The 15,000-nt window shown below is 34.1% G+C and carries 13 protein-coding genes; 2 read left to right on the top strand and 11 right to left on the bottom strand.

From position 1 onward, the window contains the following. Positions 1 to 5 precede the first annotated feature (5 nt). The 4 genes from asbD to HRG09_RS19410 all read right to left on the bottom strand — a co-directional run bounded on the left by asbD (position 6) and on the right by HRG09_RS19410 (position 5,249). A complete protein-coding gene (gene asbD / locus HRG09_RS19425) occupies positions 6 to 278 on the bottom strand; it encodes a petrobactin biosynthesis protein AsbD (RefSeq protein ID WP_174102514.1) in 273 nt (90 codons plus the stop codon). Further along, entirely contained in the window at positions 275 to 1,513 is a 1,239-nt protein-coding gene (locus HRG09_RS19420) for an AMP-binding protein (protein WP_174102513.1), read from the bottom strand. The genes asbD and HRG09_RS19420 overlap by 4 nt, the downstream gene beginning before the upstream one ends. Beyond that, the gene (locus HRG09_RS19415) at positions 1,500 to 3,347 is read right to left on the bottom strand and encodes an IucA/IucC family protein (protein ID WP_174102512.1); all 1,848 of its coding nucleotides are present in this window, start codon (positions 3,345 to 3,347) and stop codon (positions 1,500 to 1,502) included. Before HRG09_RS19415 ends, HRG09_RS19420 begins: the two co-directional genes overlap by 14 nt. Positions 3,348 to 3,413: 66 nt before the next feature. Further along, positions 3,414 to 5,249, bottom strand: a complete 1,836-nt coding sequence (locus tag HRG09_RS19410) for an IucA/IucC family protein (RefSeq protein ID WP_174102511.1) — start codon at positions 5,247 to 5,249, stop codon at positions 3,414 to 3,416. Between the two features lie 336 nt (positions 5,250 to 5,585). Between HRG09_RS19410 and HRG09_RS19405 the strand changes: the two genes are divergently transcribed. Then, positions 5,586 to 6,038: a GNAT family N-acetyltransferase gene (locus HRG09_RS19405; RefSeq protein ID WP_174102510.1), complete on the top strand. Its 453-nt coding sequence runs from the start codon at positions 5,586 to 5,588 to the stop codon at positions 6,036 to 6,038. Positions 6,039 to 6,156: 118 nt separating this feature from the next. On the opposite strand, the gene HRG09_RS19400 is transcribed toward HRG09_RS19405, so the two are convergent. Further along, complete coding sequence (locus HRG09_RS19400) at positions 6,157 to 6,630, bottom strand: DinB family protein (RefSeq protein WP_174102509.1); 474 nt, start codon at positions 6,628 to 6,630, stop codon at positions 6,157 to 6,159. 97 nt (positions 6,631 to 6,727) lie between these two features. After that, positions 6,728 to 7,264, bottom strand: a complete 537-nt coding sequence (locus HRG09_RS19395; RefSeq protein ID WP_174102508.1) for a GNAT family N-acetyltransferase — start codon at positions 7,262 to 7,264, stop codon at positions 6,728 to 6,730. Positions 7,265 to 7,417: 153 nt separating this feature from the next. Here HRG09_RS19395 and HRG09_RS19390 point away from each other — a divergent pair, with 153 nt between their 5' ends. After that, positions 7,418 to 8,407, top strand: a complete 990-nt coding sequence (locus HRG09_RS19390; RefSeq protein WP_174102507.1) for a Gfo/Idh/MocA family protein — start codon at positions 7,418 to 7,420, stop codon at positions 8,405 to 8,407. A gap of 78 nt (positions 8,408 to 8,485) precedes the next feature. On the opposite strand, the gene HRG09_RS19385 is transcribed toward HRG09_RS19390, so the two are convergent. The 5 genes from HRG09_RS19385 to HRG09_RS19365 form a co-directional block, all read right to left on the bottom strand. Then, positions 8,486 to 9,811: an aspartate aminotransferase family protein gene (locus HRG09_RS19385; RefSeq protein WP_174102506.1), complete on the bottom strand. Its 1,326-nt coding sequence runs from the start codon at positions 9,809 to 9,811 to the stop codon at positions 8,486 to 8,488. 66 nt (positions 9,812 to 9,877) lie between these two features. Beyond that, positions 9,878 to 11,302, bottom strand: coding sequence for a sodium:solute symporter family protein (locus HRG09_RS19380; protein WP_174102505.1), 1,425 nt, complete (start codon positions 11,300 to 11,302; stop codon positions 9,878 to 9,880). 23 nt (positions 11,303 to 11,325) lie between these two features. Continuing rightward, positions 11,326 to 12,282 carry an agmatinase gene (gene speB, locus HRG09_RS19375; RefSeq protein ID WP_174102504.1) on the bottom strand — a complete coding sequence of 319 codons (957 nt, stop codon included), beginning with the start codon at positions 12,280 to 12,282 and terminating at the stop codon, positions 11,326 to 11,328. Between the two features lie 335 nt (positions 12,283 to 12,617). Then, positions 12,618 to 13,991, bottom strand: coding sequence for a sigma-54 interaction domain-containing protein (locus HRG09_RS19370; RefSeq protein ID WP_174102503.1), 1,374 nt, complete (start codon positions 13,989 to 13,991; stop codon positions 12,618 to 12,620). Between the two features lie 179 nt (positions 13,992 to 14,170). Beyond that, entirely contained in the window at positions 14,171 to 14,848 is a 678-nt protein-coding gene (locus HRG09_RS19365; protein WP_174102502.1) for an MgtC/SapB family protein, read from the bottom strand. Positions 14,849 to 15,000: the final 152 nt, after the last annotated feature.

The following is a 15,000-nucleotide window of genomic DNA, read 5'->3' as shown; positions in this document are numbered from 1 at the left end:
AAATATTAGTTATTCGCATCCACCTGTAACGGTTGTAGTTCTTCCATAAAGTCCAGTAAAGAACCTATAGTAGAAAAAGCTTTCGGATCCACTTCATCTTCAGGAACACATAATTGTAAATCCATTTCGATATAAACAATAAGCTGAAGCATCATGACAGAGTCAATATATAAATCTTGATTTAAACGCATTGTATCTTCCAAATAAGTAACATGTTTTAATTCCATTTTTTCGATCATAATTTTTAATAACGCTGCCTTTAACATTTTACGATTCACGTTGTCATTTCCTCCATTTCTAATAGTTTACGGCTTACCTTCCCAGTTGCATTTTTAGGAATTTCCGTAACATTTTCAATTTCATGAGGGACTTTATAGGACGGTAAATGCTGTATACACCATTCTCGTATTTGAACAGGCTCAATACTAGAAATCACTTTCGCTTTTACAATCTCACCCATTACAGGGTGTTTTCCGCGATACACAATTGCCTCCTGAATACCATCTAAACGGAGCATTGTCTCCTCTACTTCTATCGGGAATACCTTCAAACCTGACACGTTAATTACATCATCCATACGCCCCACAAAATGTAGCCCACGTTCTGATTTATATCCTAAATCTTTTGTATAAATCACTTTCTCTCCAATTGTTACTACTATTTCCTCAGGCTGGTTTTGATCACCACTAATACGAATAGACACGTGAGGAAGTGGTTCTCCTAAATCTAAATGTGTGTTCATATTGTGACAAATACTAATGCAACCTGCTTCTGAGCATCCGTACTGCTGCATCATATACTTTGTCATCCCTTTAAGTTTATAAAATAATGATTCTGGTAACGGTGAACCTGACGTCATCACTTTATGAAACTGAAATGCTCCTTGTGGAAAACTTCCCATAATATGTAGCATAAGTGGTACCGCATATACGATATATTTTGGTGTATTACGAATGATATTTAATGCAAATTTCGGGTTTTTATTTGTAATAACAATTGGCTTACTACCTCGCATGATTGCAGATAACGTCCCACAAATTAATCCATATGAATGGGAAACAGGAGCCAATACAATTGGTACTTCATCAACTTCACACTGCAAAGCTTGATTATAAGCGTCAATTTCTCTTTCAATTTCTTCCCATGGCCTTTCAATGAGTTTCGGTTCACCAGTTGTTCCTGAACTATATTGCAGTAAAGATGGTTCTTTTTTTATTTCGTGCTCACTATTTAATGTTATGAATTGCTTAAAATCTCCATATAAGAGCCCAAAACATTCGGCACGTTTTGCCATTTCAATAGCTGTAGCTTTTGGCGTCTCTCCATGAATAAGTAGCACAGATGCTTTTTTTTGTTTTAAGAAAAGGATAAGCGTAGTAATATCAAAAGGATCGATTATACAAAGAGCAAATCTCTTTCCATTCACTTTTTGAAAATGTTCCATATTTTCATACATTTGTATTCTTAATTCAAAATCATTCTTGCTATATTCTTGTTTGTTAACGATTAGCATGATTTACCTCCATAACAACAGTCTTACTCTTTATAAGTTGCAGTGCATGATATAAAGGATTGGGCACTTCATGTACAAGCGATTCCACATCTTTATATATGCGACGTCTTGTTAATTGCTCCGCTCGAAATGTAGGTGTGTATAGCTGTAACTCCTCAAAACGTCCATATAGATACTGAGAACTTGTAAAGTGATTCTCTAATTCTTCTACAACAAGCATCCAAAATCTCTCTTCATTAAATCGATATTCATCAGCAAGCAGTAACGCTAGTTCACCTAAATTAAATAAGAAGAGCGCATCTAAGATCATTTCTTGTAAACTACGCATACTGTCCATTTCAAAAAAGTCATTGAGCTGTCCTTTTGCATACATACTGTGTACTTTTGCAAAATCGGGACACTTTTCTGGCATTTTTAAATATGGACGATAAAACTCAAGACCTTCATGAAAATCTTTTAGCGCAATCCGGATCGGCATTCCTTGTTTATGAATAAGAATCATATTTTGTCCATGTGATTCTAACGCAATGCCCTGTTCCACTAATAGATGTACAACTGGTAACACCGCTTTTTGAATAAGTATACGAAGCCAATTTTCAATGCCGTTTTTCTTTAGCCAGGGCTCAATAATAGGCTTTCCGTCTTGGTCTTTTGCATATAAAGCATTAAACGGTACGGCTTCTTCTGTCTCTTCTAAATGTACATGAATACTTTCACGCCAAATACATCCTAACGAACCGTAAGTAGCTTGACCTGGTGGATCGTACGTTACACCGGCAAATTCTTGTAATAAAACAACACGCGCCTTATCCCTTAAATATGAGTCATCCCTTACCAAATCTGTTAACCAATTTGAAATAATAGGTGCACTAACAACTGAGTGTGGTTTTAACGTCCGAACAGTTGATGTATTTAACAAGTTCATAGAAAGCTTCACATAAGGTTTCATACAATTGGTAGCATTTTGTAAAGTACGCATCGATTGCTGTGCAAAATATTCATCTTCTGATTGTTCTATAAAAATAATGTGCCTATTGTGTATATGTTCAGCATAATTCGGGATAATATAATTCTCCCATTGCCACGGATGAACGGGCATGAATGTATAATCATTTGGATTGCATCCTATATTTCGAACAGTAGAATAAAATTCAATTCGTTTCTTCTCTCCTATTTCTGCACCCACAAAGTGATTGAAATCTTCCTTGGACAGAGCTCCTATATGAGTATATTTATTATGAATGGCAATCCAAATGAGTTTCATCGACTGTTTAAATTCGAAACCATATTGGTAATTATCACGATAATGAAAGCCGATTCGTGCCTTATAACTTGGATGATACGGATGTCCATCCATTAAGCGATTTTCCAGCTCATCGTATGTTTCCTCTATAAGCTTCTCTTTTGTTTCGTTTCCTTCATATTGAGCCATTGTATCTTTAAAGATTGTTTGTTCTAACTCTTGAATAAAGGAATGTAATTTCGCTTCATCTACCTGAATCATTTTAAAAACTTCATTTAAAAATTGTGCAATTGATGTTACTTCTTCTTCTCTATCATTTTGTATTCTTACAAGTGGTTTTTCGGTTAACCGAATACGGCCAAATGTCATTCGCTCTTGACCACAACATCTGTATGTGACGCTGTTTCCACTTTCATCAAACCCTGAAATGATAAAAAATATATCTTCTTCCTCTTGTATGCGAATTGGAGAAATGATTTCCTCATAAATTAAGGACTCTATTAATTGACGAAAAACTCTTCGTCTAACAGCAATATAACGATCTGATTGAACCGCTTTCATTACTCTCGTATGATAAACCTCTTCCTTCATAGCTGCCTCCATGATAGAAAATATTAAAAATACCATTTTTTGTATTACGTGAAATTTTAAAAATATTTATGAACGAACAACGCTTTCTCTTTTATTGCACTCTGCCTCCACTTCTTGAAAGAGAGGATTGTCAACCTTGACATAAATAGCTTGCTCAAGAGGGCTTGTTAATTCATCAACATCAAAAAATCTTGTTAATAAATTTGCTTTACACGGTAATTCTTTATCTTTCAATAATTCTTCTAAAAATGTAGATGGTTCACGATTATATGGAAGGAACGATTCTAGTACACTCCGTAATTCGGAAAGGAGAATTTCCTCATCTATTAACCTCGATGTACCAAATCCATTTATTAACCCAAACATATGATTAAAAATTAAGTAATAACGGAAACGTTCATCTGCAATACTGTCATCATATAAATTCCCACTCTTTTCACCAATACCAGGCAATTCGGCATCCAAAATATGTTTCATTGAATTACAGAAATAAAATCCTTGATTATCACGGAAATAAAATTTTGCTGGATAACCATCTTTTAGATGAATAACACTATTTTGTTGATGTGCCTCTAATGCAACTCCATATTTTAAGTACATCCATACCATTGGTTTTAAGGAAATATTCATATAGCGCCTGAACCAATCTAAACTTACCTCTTCACAACTTCTTCCTTCTTCTTCTGCAAGATGATGAATAATATTTGCTAATCTCGTTTTTTCACCTGGAAGCGCATCTTGGGTAAGCCCTGCAATGAGGGTTGCATTGTTTGCATTCTCACCATAGAAAGCATTTTCACGAATAATTACTTCAAATCCTGATTCTTGTCCTTCAAGTCCTAGCGTAATATAAGCTGGATCACATATAAAATCAAATCCTGGGAATTTATCTCGTACTTCTCCAATTTTTGTATTTAATATTTCTTTTCCTTCTATTCCACTTTCAAGCTCTTTCAATTTATTTACACGCATTGAATTTGTAACTTTCACAGGAAAAGAAAATTTAAACATATAGTTTGATTCTGGATGATACATTGTTCTAAGTGAAGATGTTGCCATATATGGTTTTCCAACTGGTCCGAAATACTCAAGAACACCATTATCTATCCAATTCTTCACATAAGGTTGATATAATAACCATTCTGCTTGAAGTGGATGAATTGGAATTAAAGAATAGTCATCTTCTTCACAATAACGTTCAATAAATTCCGTACTGACAGACGGGTCTTTTCTTAACTCCCCCTTTATAATTTCTGTTGCCTGTTCCATAAGAATGGATTTTTCCTTTACTAAATCTTTATGCGCTCGAAAATAATGAAGTTGACACTCACCCTGTAATTCAGGCGAATACATTGAACTTTTCCAATTTAATATTCCTTGTCTACTCTTTGGCGTAGGATGGTTTAAATGACCAAAAAGTAAAGATTGCTCTGCTTCTATAAAAGTCGTATGGAATCCATATAACTTTGCAACATCTTGTTCTCTCTCCCCAATAAACTCCTTCATATTTTGACAACTTTGAATAACTCGAAGTAGAAGTTCGTCCGGGTTTGTCCCCTCTCCATAGTTCATGGACATCTCTTTTATTAGTAATGTAATAACCGTTACATAATCAGCTTTCACAACATGAAAATCTGTTCCAATTTGATAATAGAAATGTTTTCCAAACAGATGACGATCTGTTGGTGATTTATATATAACTTCTGCATACAAAGTAATGTTTTGCGCCGATAACCGACAGCATAAATATGTTGAAACAGCACCTGTGTCCTTTGTATCACTAAAGATGGTACTCATATTCTCATCTTCTGTAATCCATTCCCCGCTTCCTGTTTCACGTAAATAACAATTTAAAAAACTTTGCATTGTTGCATGTTCCGCGATTTGTTTCGCATGCTGCATACTTGTCCTCCTCTTTACAATAAAGCTATCGGAAATTTTTATTTTTAATAATAACTAACAGAAAAATGATTATCATTATCAAATAAGATTTTAATTGATTATCATTATCAATTCAAGTATATCTTTCAGAATTTTTTTATCATAATTAAATTTTGATAAAATTAGAAAGCATTTAAAAATCTCAAATATATTATTTAGAAGTTTAAATCCTAATGTTAAGGAGGTGTTGTCTATGCAAAAGGAAATAGTATTTTTAGGGTGTAAATATGAGGGGATAACGTTTTAATAGCCCAAAAACTTCGTGGTTCCCATCTATATTCGAAAGGAGGATTCATATTGAACAAACTATCTTTAAAAACCATTGACAAAAGTAACTGGGAAGAGGCTATAAAATTATCAGTAAAAGAAGAACAACGTACATTTATTGCCTCCAATCTTTATTCTATTGCAGAGGTTCAATTTTTAAATAATTTCTATGCAAATGGTATATGTCTTGATAATAAATTAATAGGATTTGCAATGTTTGGAATAGACTCTGATGATAATAATTATTGGATTTATAGACTAATGATTGATAAAGAATACCAAGGACAAGGTATAGGTATAGGTATACAGGCTATATTTCTCATTATTGAAAAGATAAGAAGTATTAATAATAACAATATTCCTCTAATCATGATTGGATATAATCCTAAAAATCTTTCAGCAAAAATTGCTTATAGGAAAGCTGGATTTGTTGAAACTGAATTATCATATTGGGGTGAACAATTGGCAAAGTTCACCTTATAAAACACTATACATGCCTATCAACTTAAGAACGGAAACACAATGAACTCTCGTTCAAATAAACTAAAAAACTCTTAAAATACTATTTATCCTTAAAAATAGGCATGTATAGTGAGACCAATTAGGTATTCTTTTCAATCAAAAATGTAGTGATTTGATTAAAATGGAAATTGTCATGATCTACCATTGCATTCATGTAATCTTGTAAAGACTGATTTTTATCTTGAATCATATATATTTTGCTGAAATCCTCTTCCGAAAATGCTTCAAGAAAGTGAATAAGGTTAAAACGAGCTTCTTTGAATTGCTGGATAAGTTCATCTTTTGCAACTCCTGATTTAGCATAATTTGCGGATTTTCTATTGAATTCATCTACATTGATGTTTGCCTTTGTTAAGCATTTTTGTGATTGTAGTAATGAAAGTCGTTCAAGGATGAAGCGATCCCAAAACAAAATATGCGCTACAATTTCGGACGTCGACCATTTATCTAATTGAATAGGAATAAACCAAATTTGATCGTTAAGATTTAATAATGACTGCAATATATTGTCAATAGAAGCATATCGGACTAAAATCTCATCTTTCGTTCGCAATAAAACACTCTCCCTCCACTTTTCATTCAATTCTTTCTTATTCAACAGAAAGTTAATCAAAACCCTCTGTTTACATAATTATATTATTTAACTTCTTTTAATCATGTATTAACAATTTATAAAGATTATCTATATCTCTCCAACAGTAAGCTGTCTCTTGAATATTCAATCTTTCTAAAAACTTTGTATGGACCCGCTCTGGAGAAAACTTTTCATAAAAACCTATTGAAGGATTATTGGATATAACCCAGACTAATACAGAACACATATCATTTTTCATAAATTCTGACACAAGCGTTTGAAATAATTGCTTTCCGACTTTATATCCTTGGTATTCTTCCAAAAGATAAATTGCGTATAATTCTCCATCACAGTCATATTTTCCTGTTCTTTCGAGCCCACCGTCAATAAATCCTATCATTTCTCCATCTAACGTTTCTGCCACATACCTATATTGATTTCCTACCGCTTGTTTAAAAATGTTTTTCCATTGTTTTTCCCGACTCTCATAAATTGTAGCCTCTATCATTTCATCAGATAGTATTCCTTTATAGGTTGTTTTCCAGCTATCAACATGCACTTTCGTGATTCCTTTTATATCGTTTGCTGTTGCCCTTCTAATTTTTATGTCCATCTTTTCTCCCCCTCTTGTTCCTCTATTATAGCAAAGGAAAACATAGCAGCTATATCAGGTAAGCAAATCATTTCGTATTTTTCTTTCTTCCCTATATAATTAATTTCCTACGGCAATTCATATCAAAATCATTTGAAAGAAGGAGAAATTAAGATGATACGATTTGGGATTATTGGAACCAATACAATTACCACTAAATTCATTGAAGATTCACGTACATTACCAGATTTTTCTCTTACGGCTGTATACTCAAGAACAAAAGACAGAGCGAAGGAATTTGCAAGTAAATATAATGTGGATACTACTTTTACAGACTTAGAATGCATGGCAAAAAGCGATGTAATTGATGCCGTTTATATCGCAAGTCCAAACTCATTTCATGCAGAGCAGGCTATTCTCTTTATGAAACATGGCAAACATGTATTATGTGAAAAACCAATCGCCTCTCATACAAAAGAAGTAGAAAAAATGATTCAAACTGCTAAAAAGCATAATGTCATTTTAATGGAAGCGTTAAAATCTACGCTTATTCCAAACTTCCAAACCATTCAAAATAACATACATAAGATCGGAAAAGTTAGACGGTATTTTGCAAGTTTCTGCCAATATTCTTCTCGTTATGATGCTTATAAGGAAGGAAAGATTCTAAATGCTTTTAATCCTGCTTTTTCAAACGGCGCATTGATGGATATTGGAGTGTATTGCATTCATCCAATGGTTGTATTATTTGGAGCACCATCTCATGTACAAGCAAATGCCTACCTTCTAGATTCTGGTGTAGATGGAGAAGGTAGCCTTCTATTAAAATATGCTGAGATGGATGCGGTTATTATGTACTCTAAAATAACAAATTCATACGTTCCTTCTGAAATTCAAGGTGAAAACGGTAGCATAATTATCGATAAAATTAGCTCACCTACAAAAGTTGAAATTCGTTATAGAGACGGTCGTGTTGAAAATATTGCAAAATCGCAATCAAATAATACAATGTCCTATGAAACACAAGAATTTATTAGATTGATTCAGCAAAATCAATTAGAGTCCACTGTAAACTCTCATACTGCTTCTATGATTACAATGAAGGTTATGGAAGAAGCTAGAAAACAGATTGGTCTTGTATTTCCAGCTGACTTAAGAAAATAATTTATATATTTAAAAAGGGGGATTCTTCATCTCCCCCTTTTTATCTTAATTATGAGATTAATTTTCAGCCGATAGTCTTTAGTTCTTCACCAAAACCCTAAGCTCTTCCTCATATTCCGAAAGTGCCTCATCTAAAATTGTTAAACCCGTATCAATCTGATCTCTGTTTACAGAAAGCGGTGGAATCATTCGAATTACTTCGCTTGCATTTCCACAGAAATAAAATAATACACCTTTTTTCAATGCAATATCTAATATTTCAAATAATCCCTTACCATTAGGTGTCCCTGTTTCTGGGTTAATAATTTCAATTCCGATCATTAATCCAACAGCTCGAATACTTCCAATCATAGAATGTTTTTGTTTTAAGTCATACAACTTCTGAACTGCATAAGCCCCCATTTCTTTAGCATTTTCAATCAACTGTTCTTCTTTCATTACTTCAAGCGTTGCTAATGCCGCTGCACATGCAATTGGATTTCCTCCAAAAGTCGTACCATGCGTTCCTAAAGGCCACTGTTGCATCAACTCTTTTGAAGCAACTGTTGCACTCAGAGGTAATCCTGACGCAATTCCTTTTGCAATTGCCATAATATCCGGTGTTACTCCAAATGTTTGTGCCGCAAACCATTCACCTGTACGACCAAAACCTGTTTGTACTTCATCAAAGATTAATAGAATACCATGCTGATTACAAATTTCACGAATTTTCTTTAACCATCCTGTTGGCGGAACAACATATCCGCCTTCTCCTAATACCGGCTCTACAATTACACATGCAACTTCTTCTGGTGTAACTTGATGGTTAAACAACATTTCAAAGTCCTTTTCTAGTTTTTCCACACAATATTGCTCCGGATCAACCCCTTCTGGACAATTTTTTATATTCGCATATGGAATTTGATACGTTAGCCCATTAGGCTGCATAAACTTACGATATTTACTTTTTGAAGTTGTTACACTTAATGATCCCATTGACCTCCCATGAAAACATCCTAAAAAAGAAACAACATAAGGCCTTTTCGTCACATATTTTGCTAACTTAATTGCTCCTTCAATCGCTTCTGTACCACTATTTGCAAAGAAGAAACAATCTAGCTTAGGTGGTAATACCGTACTGAGTTCTTCTGCAAGACGTAAAATTGATTCATACATAATCACTCCGGATGGACCATGAGCCAGATTATCGGCACTATCCTTAATTGCTTGTACAACTTTTGGATGACGATGTCCGACATTCGTCGTTGCAATACCTGATGTGAAATCAAGATATTTCTTTCCATCTAGTCCAAAATAGTAACATCCTTCTTCTTTCACAACCGGTAAATTTGGATGATCTTTTGCCATACTTGGTGCTAGTAATTGCGGCATTCTTTCAATTAAATGATTCCAGTTTGTATTCATTTTGAATTCCTCCTTATGATTGTGCATCATTTTCCCATCGTGTATAAAAATCATTGATTCATTTGTTTATGCATCTATATCTACATTAGTATGCTGTTCTTTCCACTCCTCATATTTTTCAAATTCCGGAGACGTTAAATATGAAATGATGACAATTGATAAGATACTACACGCCATTCCATATAAAATTGGATCTGTAGCCGAAAGTCCTTGCACGATTAACCCCCCTATCGTTACGGTTGCACTTAAAATAATCGAATAAAAGGCAGCTTTATCTGTTACACGTTTCCAAAACAATCCTAAAATAATCGGAAAGAACACTGAACCAGATAAAATTGCATACGCAACATCTAATGCTACAATAACGTCCTGAATCCAGATAGCACTTATTATCACGAACATTCCGACAATTAAGGTTACGATTCTCGACATTCGAATCATTGCCTTCTCACTCAATTCCTTAGATGAAGTCCCTTTTATGATGTCATTCACTATCAACGTTGAAGATGCTAATAATGTCGCCGAAGCTGTCGACATTAGAGCTGAAACAACACTTGCAATAACAATCCCTAATAAGCCTGCTGGCAAAATTGTAATTGCCATTGTTATAAACGCACTTTGTGGATCACTTAAATTCGGGAAAACTACAGCCGCACACATACCAATTATACTGATTGCAACCGCATACAAAAGACAATATACCCCAGCACCAATCGTACCTTTTTTCGCAATTCCCACAGTCTTTGCCGTGAAAATTCGCTGCCATATGTCTTGCCCAATTAGTACTCCTAAACAATATAAGAGAAAGTACGAGAAAATCTTATCTCCACCAATATTAGCGATTTCAAAATACCCATGTGGTAATGTTTCTTGCAAAACAGCCCATCCTCCGGCCTTTTGTAAACTAAGAGGCAACATGATTGCAAATACTCCAATTGTCATTACAATAAACTGAAATATATCGGTCATCGTTACAGACCACATTCCGCCAAGTAGTGTATACAAAACAACTACACTACCACCTAATAACATACAAAGTTTAATATCCCATCCCAGTAGTACATTCAATATCGTTCCCATTCCAATTACTTGCGTGACAGTGATCATCGTTACGTATATAAAAGTAATCAATGAAGTAATCAGTCTTGTTTGCGAATTAAAACGTAATCCCAGTAATTCACTGATTGTAATAATTTTAAATCTCGCTACTTTTTTAACTAAAAATATTCCTAATAAAATAATTCCGATACCAATCATCGTAACAAGCCATATCCCTGAAATACCAAATTCATACCCTAACCTTGCTGTTCCGATTGTAGATGCCCCACCAAGGATTACTGCCGCTAGACAAGCAAGATACATTACTAAACCTAAACTACGGCCAGCAACCATAAAATCTTCAGATGTTTTGGCTTTCCTTGCTCCTATGAAACCAATACCAATAATAATTATAAAATAACCAACCATTAGCAATATATCTACTGTATTCATAACATCCTCCTTTTCAATACATATTATTTTAGTCTTACTACATTACGTCGTTTTTGCATCGCTACAAGAGTAATCATTTCATATGCAATGCTTGATGCTGCAATTGCCGTAATTTCTCCGCTATCATACGCAGGCAACACTTCTACTAAATCGAATCCAACAATATGTAATCCATCTAACCCTTGCACAAGCTCCACTGCTTCAATCGTTGTAGGCCCACCAATTTCAGGCGTTCCCGTTCCAGGTGCATATGCAGGATCTATAAAATCAATATCAAATGAAACAAAGGTTACTGCATCCTTTACTCGTTCATGAATTCTCCGTAACACTTCTGTATATCCAATTTTCCGCACTTCTCTCATTGGAATCACTTCAAAACCTAAACCTCTTGCATCCTCTATATCATTTGGCCCATACAAAGGACCACGCATCCCTATTTGAATAGAATGCTCGACATTAATAAGGCCTTCTTCAACCGCCCGCCGAAATGGAGTTCCATGCATATATTTTTCTCCGTAGTAATGATCCCATGTATCACTATGAGAATCAAAATGAACAAGAGCTATAGGGCCGAATTGCTTTGCGAATGCTCTTAAATTTCCTAATGAAATAGAATGATCTCCACCTAATATAATAGGTACAATCCTTTTTTCTAATAATGGTGTTAAACCTTCTACGATGTTGTCATATGTGCGATGAATATTGCCAGGTACAATATCTAAATCTCCATAGTCTACACCTGAGCAATAATCAAAAATATCAATCGCTTGATCTGGATTATATGGACGTAGTAAACTCGAAAAATTCCTGATATGATTCGGTCCTAAACGCGCTCCCACACGATACGACTGTGCAGTATCAAAAGGAATTCCTAACACTGCAAAATCTACATTTTCAGTCGTATTTTTTTGTTCTAGTCTCATAAATGTTTTCACTCCACAAAAACGAGGCGACATAGCAGAATCTTTAGGTTTATACATCTTCTCACTCCTACAAATTATTTTTCTATTACTTTAAATAAAACGATTCTTCCATTAACGAGATATTCTTCACCTCATACTAATAAGGTTGACCTTATCAATTTATCCCCTACTTATCTCCCTTTTTCTTTTATCGAATTTTAAATCATTGAAAATAAGCACTCCTATATAGAAGGTAATGTTCTCTCCTCCTTTGTATCGTTTATTAATGCAAATACCATGCCAATTTTGAAAAAAGAAAAAGATGGAGGAAAATACTTCATCCCTCTTCTCACAACTCATAACTTCCCTTTCCCCCGTATTAACGAGCAGTAAGACCCCCACTGATTAAAGTTTCACTTTATCTTATACTTCTTCAGCTTTCTTACTACAGAAGGCTGACTTATCGCTAAATTCTCTGCTATTTTCACAGTCGTCTTATATTGTTTCTTAGCATCCAATAACACTTGTTTCTCTACCTTTTCTAGTATTTCTGTAAGGGTTTGAGGCGAATTTACAACGAATTCATCACTAGGAGTAGCTTTATAGTAATCTGGTATATTTTCAATGGTAATTAACTTGGAATAGGATGTAATCACGAGCCGTTCTATTATATTCATTAACTCTCTTACATTACCTTTCCAGTTTTGTTGTAATAAAATTTGTATAACAGCTTGATCTAATTCCCTCTCCCTTTTATATTGAGTACAGAATTTATTCAAAAATAAATATATCAAATTCATAATATCTTTAGGTCGCTCACGTAGTGGAGGGATCAAAATTGGTACAACAAATAAACGGAAGTATAAATCTTGTCTAAATTTTTTAGTCGCTACCAACTCTTCTAAATCACGATTTGTCGCGACAATAAGACGAAAATCCGCCTTTTTAAGCTTTGTTCCACCCACTCGATAAAACTGCCTTTCTTCAATTAACTTAAGAAGTTTTACTTGTTGGTCAAGTGAAAGCTCCCCTACTTCATCAAGAAACAACGTTCCCCCGTGAGCTAGTTCTGCAAATCCAAGTTTCCCGTTTTTTTTCGCTCCTGTAAAAGAGCCTGCTTCATACCCAAAGAATTCAGCCTCAAATAAAGACTCAGGTATAGCAGCACAATTCACTTCAATAAAAGGCCCATATTTTCTCGGGCTCTTATCATGAATATAACGAGCAATAGCTGTTTTCCCTACTCCTGATTCCCCAAGCAGAACTGTATTTACATCCACTTCTGAAACTTGATGTACCGTCTCCATTGTTTTATACATTGCAGGGTCATCAGCAATTAACCCTACTGATGTAATTTTTTCACGCAATGCAAGTTGAGCTTCCTCTTTCACACGCTCCAGTTCCTCTTGCATATGATCTAAATATTTCTGAATTTCTATCAAATCCGAAACATCATAAGAATAACTTACAACCCGATACACTTCTCCTTCCTCATCAAATAAAGGTATGCCTGTTACTAGCAATTTATTTCCTGTCTTTGTAAGCTGAACAACTGTGATTTTCTCTTTTTTCTGTATAATTAACGGCGTTACAATTGGCGTAATAATGCCCGTTCTTTCCAATTCATAAATAGAAGCACCGATTAAACTTTCATACTCAATTCCATATCTATCAGCAGTAAATTGTGTCGCTTTTAAAATCGTTCCATTTACATCTGTTACAATCAAATCATCCATTAAAGATTCTAATATCGTTTCTGTTTCAGAAATAAATTCTGTATATAACAAATTTTTCACCATCCTATAAACAAAGAAAATTCAGTCTATTTATTAATGAATAGTTTATTTGATTTTGTATAGATATGTAAAGCATAAATTATGCCTCATATTATTTTTCTATTACTTCATACAACAAGAAAAAACCCCAGTTTCAATTGCATAACTGGAGTTTTTTTACAATACATACTTTATCTACTTTCAACTTCAACCGAAACAATGTGATCAATTTCTTTTAATGAACTATATAATTCAGTTGTATATAAGTCTTCAGGTGCTAATATAACCATTTCTAATTGCTGAGACTCACTGTCAATATCTTTAATTTTCACGCGCTTCACTTGCATGTTTAAGTTTTTAATTTGTTTAAAAATACCATCTAATTCTCGATGCTCTTTTACGATAATTTTAATTGCTAAATCCTTTTGTCTTAAAGAATAAGGGCCAGCTATTTTAACAAGGTGTGGCAATACATTTATAGCTAATATAATGAGAACCATTGCAACTGTTGCTTGTATATAAAAACCTGCTCCAATTGCAATCCCTAAAGCAGATGCTGCCCAAACCATTGATGCCGTTGTTAATCCTGAAATCACATCATTATTTCTTCTTAAAATTACACCGGCTCCAAGGAAACCAACACCACTCACAATTTGAGCCGCTAAACGCATTGGATCCATATTGGTATGTCCTGGTGAAGAGTAAACATTAACTGATTCAATTGAAACTATCGTAATTAAACAACTCGCTACAGAAATGACCATACTTGTTTTCACACCAAGTGGTTTATTCTTTAGCTGCCTGTCTATTCCTATAAATAAGCCTAGAAAAAGTGCCAAACCTAATTTGAGTAAAAATTCATATGTCATTTTTCATTCTCCTTACTTATATGATGTTCAACATTTTTGTTCTTAAACATCATTTTTTTCCTTTAAATATTAAACTATAACTCTTTTAGCACTTCAATTCCAGTCTTTTCTAGACTACAAGTAAAAAAGTCGAAAAACATAGAAATACATGT

This window comes from Bacillus sp. Xin1, from assembly GCF_013314535.1.
Taxonomy (GTDB): Bacteria; Bacillota; Bacilli; order Bacillales; family Bacillaceae_G; genus Bacillus_A.
Note: the sequence above shows the minus strand (reverse complement) of the source record. Positions and strands in the feature narration are given on the sequence as shown.

Coding starts and splice junctions, on each gene's coding strand:
- HRG09_RS19420 (WP_174102513.1), bottom strand. CDS start 1,513: ATGCTAATCGTTAACAAACAAGAATATAGCAAGAATGATTTTGAATTA.
- HRG09_RS19415 (WP_174102512.1), bottom strand. CDS start 3,347: ATGAAGGAAGAGGTTTATCATACGAGAGTAATGAAAGCGGTTCAATCA.
- HRG09_RS19410 (WP_174102511.1), bottom strand. CDS start 5,249: ATGCAGCATGCGAAACAAATCGCGGAACATGCAACAATGCAAAGTTTT.
- HRG09_RS19395 (WP_174102508.1), bottom strand. CDS start 7,264: ATGGACATAAAAATTAGAAGGGCAACAGCAAACGATATAAAAGGAATC.
- HRG09_RS19390 (WP_174102507.1), top strand. CDS start 7,418: ATGATACGATTTGGGATTATTGGAACCAATACAATTACCACTAAATTC.
- HRG09_RS19385 (WP_174102506.1), bottom strand. CDS start 9,811: ATGAATACAAACTGGAATCATTTAATTGAAAGAATGCCGCAATTACTA.
- HRG09_RS19380 (WP_174102505.1), bottom strand. CDS start 11,302: ATGAATACAGTAGATATATTGCTAATGGTTGGTTATTTTATAATTATT.
- speB (WP_174102504.1), bottom strand. CDS start 12,282: ATGTATAAACCTAAAGATTCTGCTATGTCGCCTCGTTTTTGTGGAGTG.
- HRG09_RS19365 (WP_174102502.1), bottom strand. CDS start 14,848: ATGACATATGAATTTTTACTCAAATTAGGTTTGGCACTTTTTCTAGGC.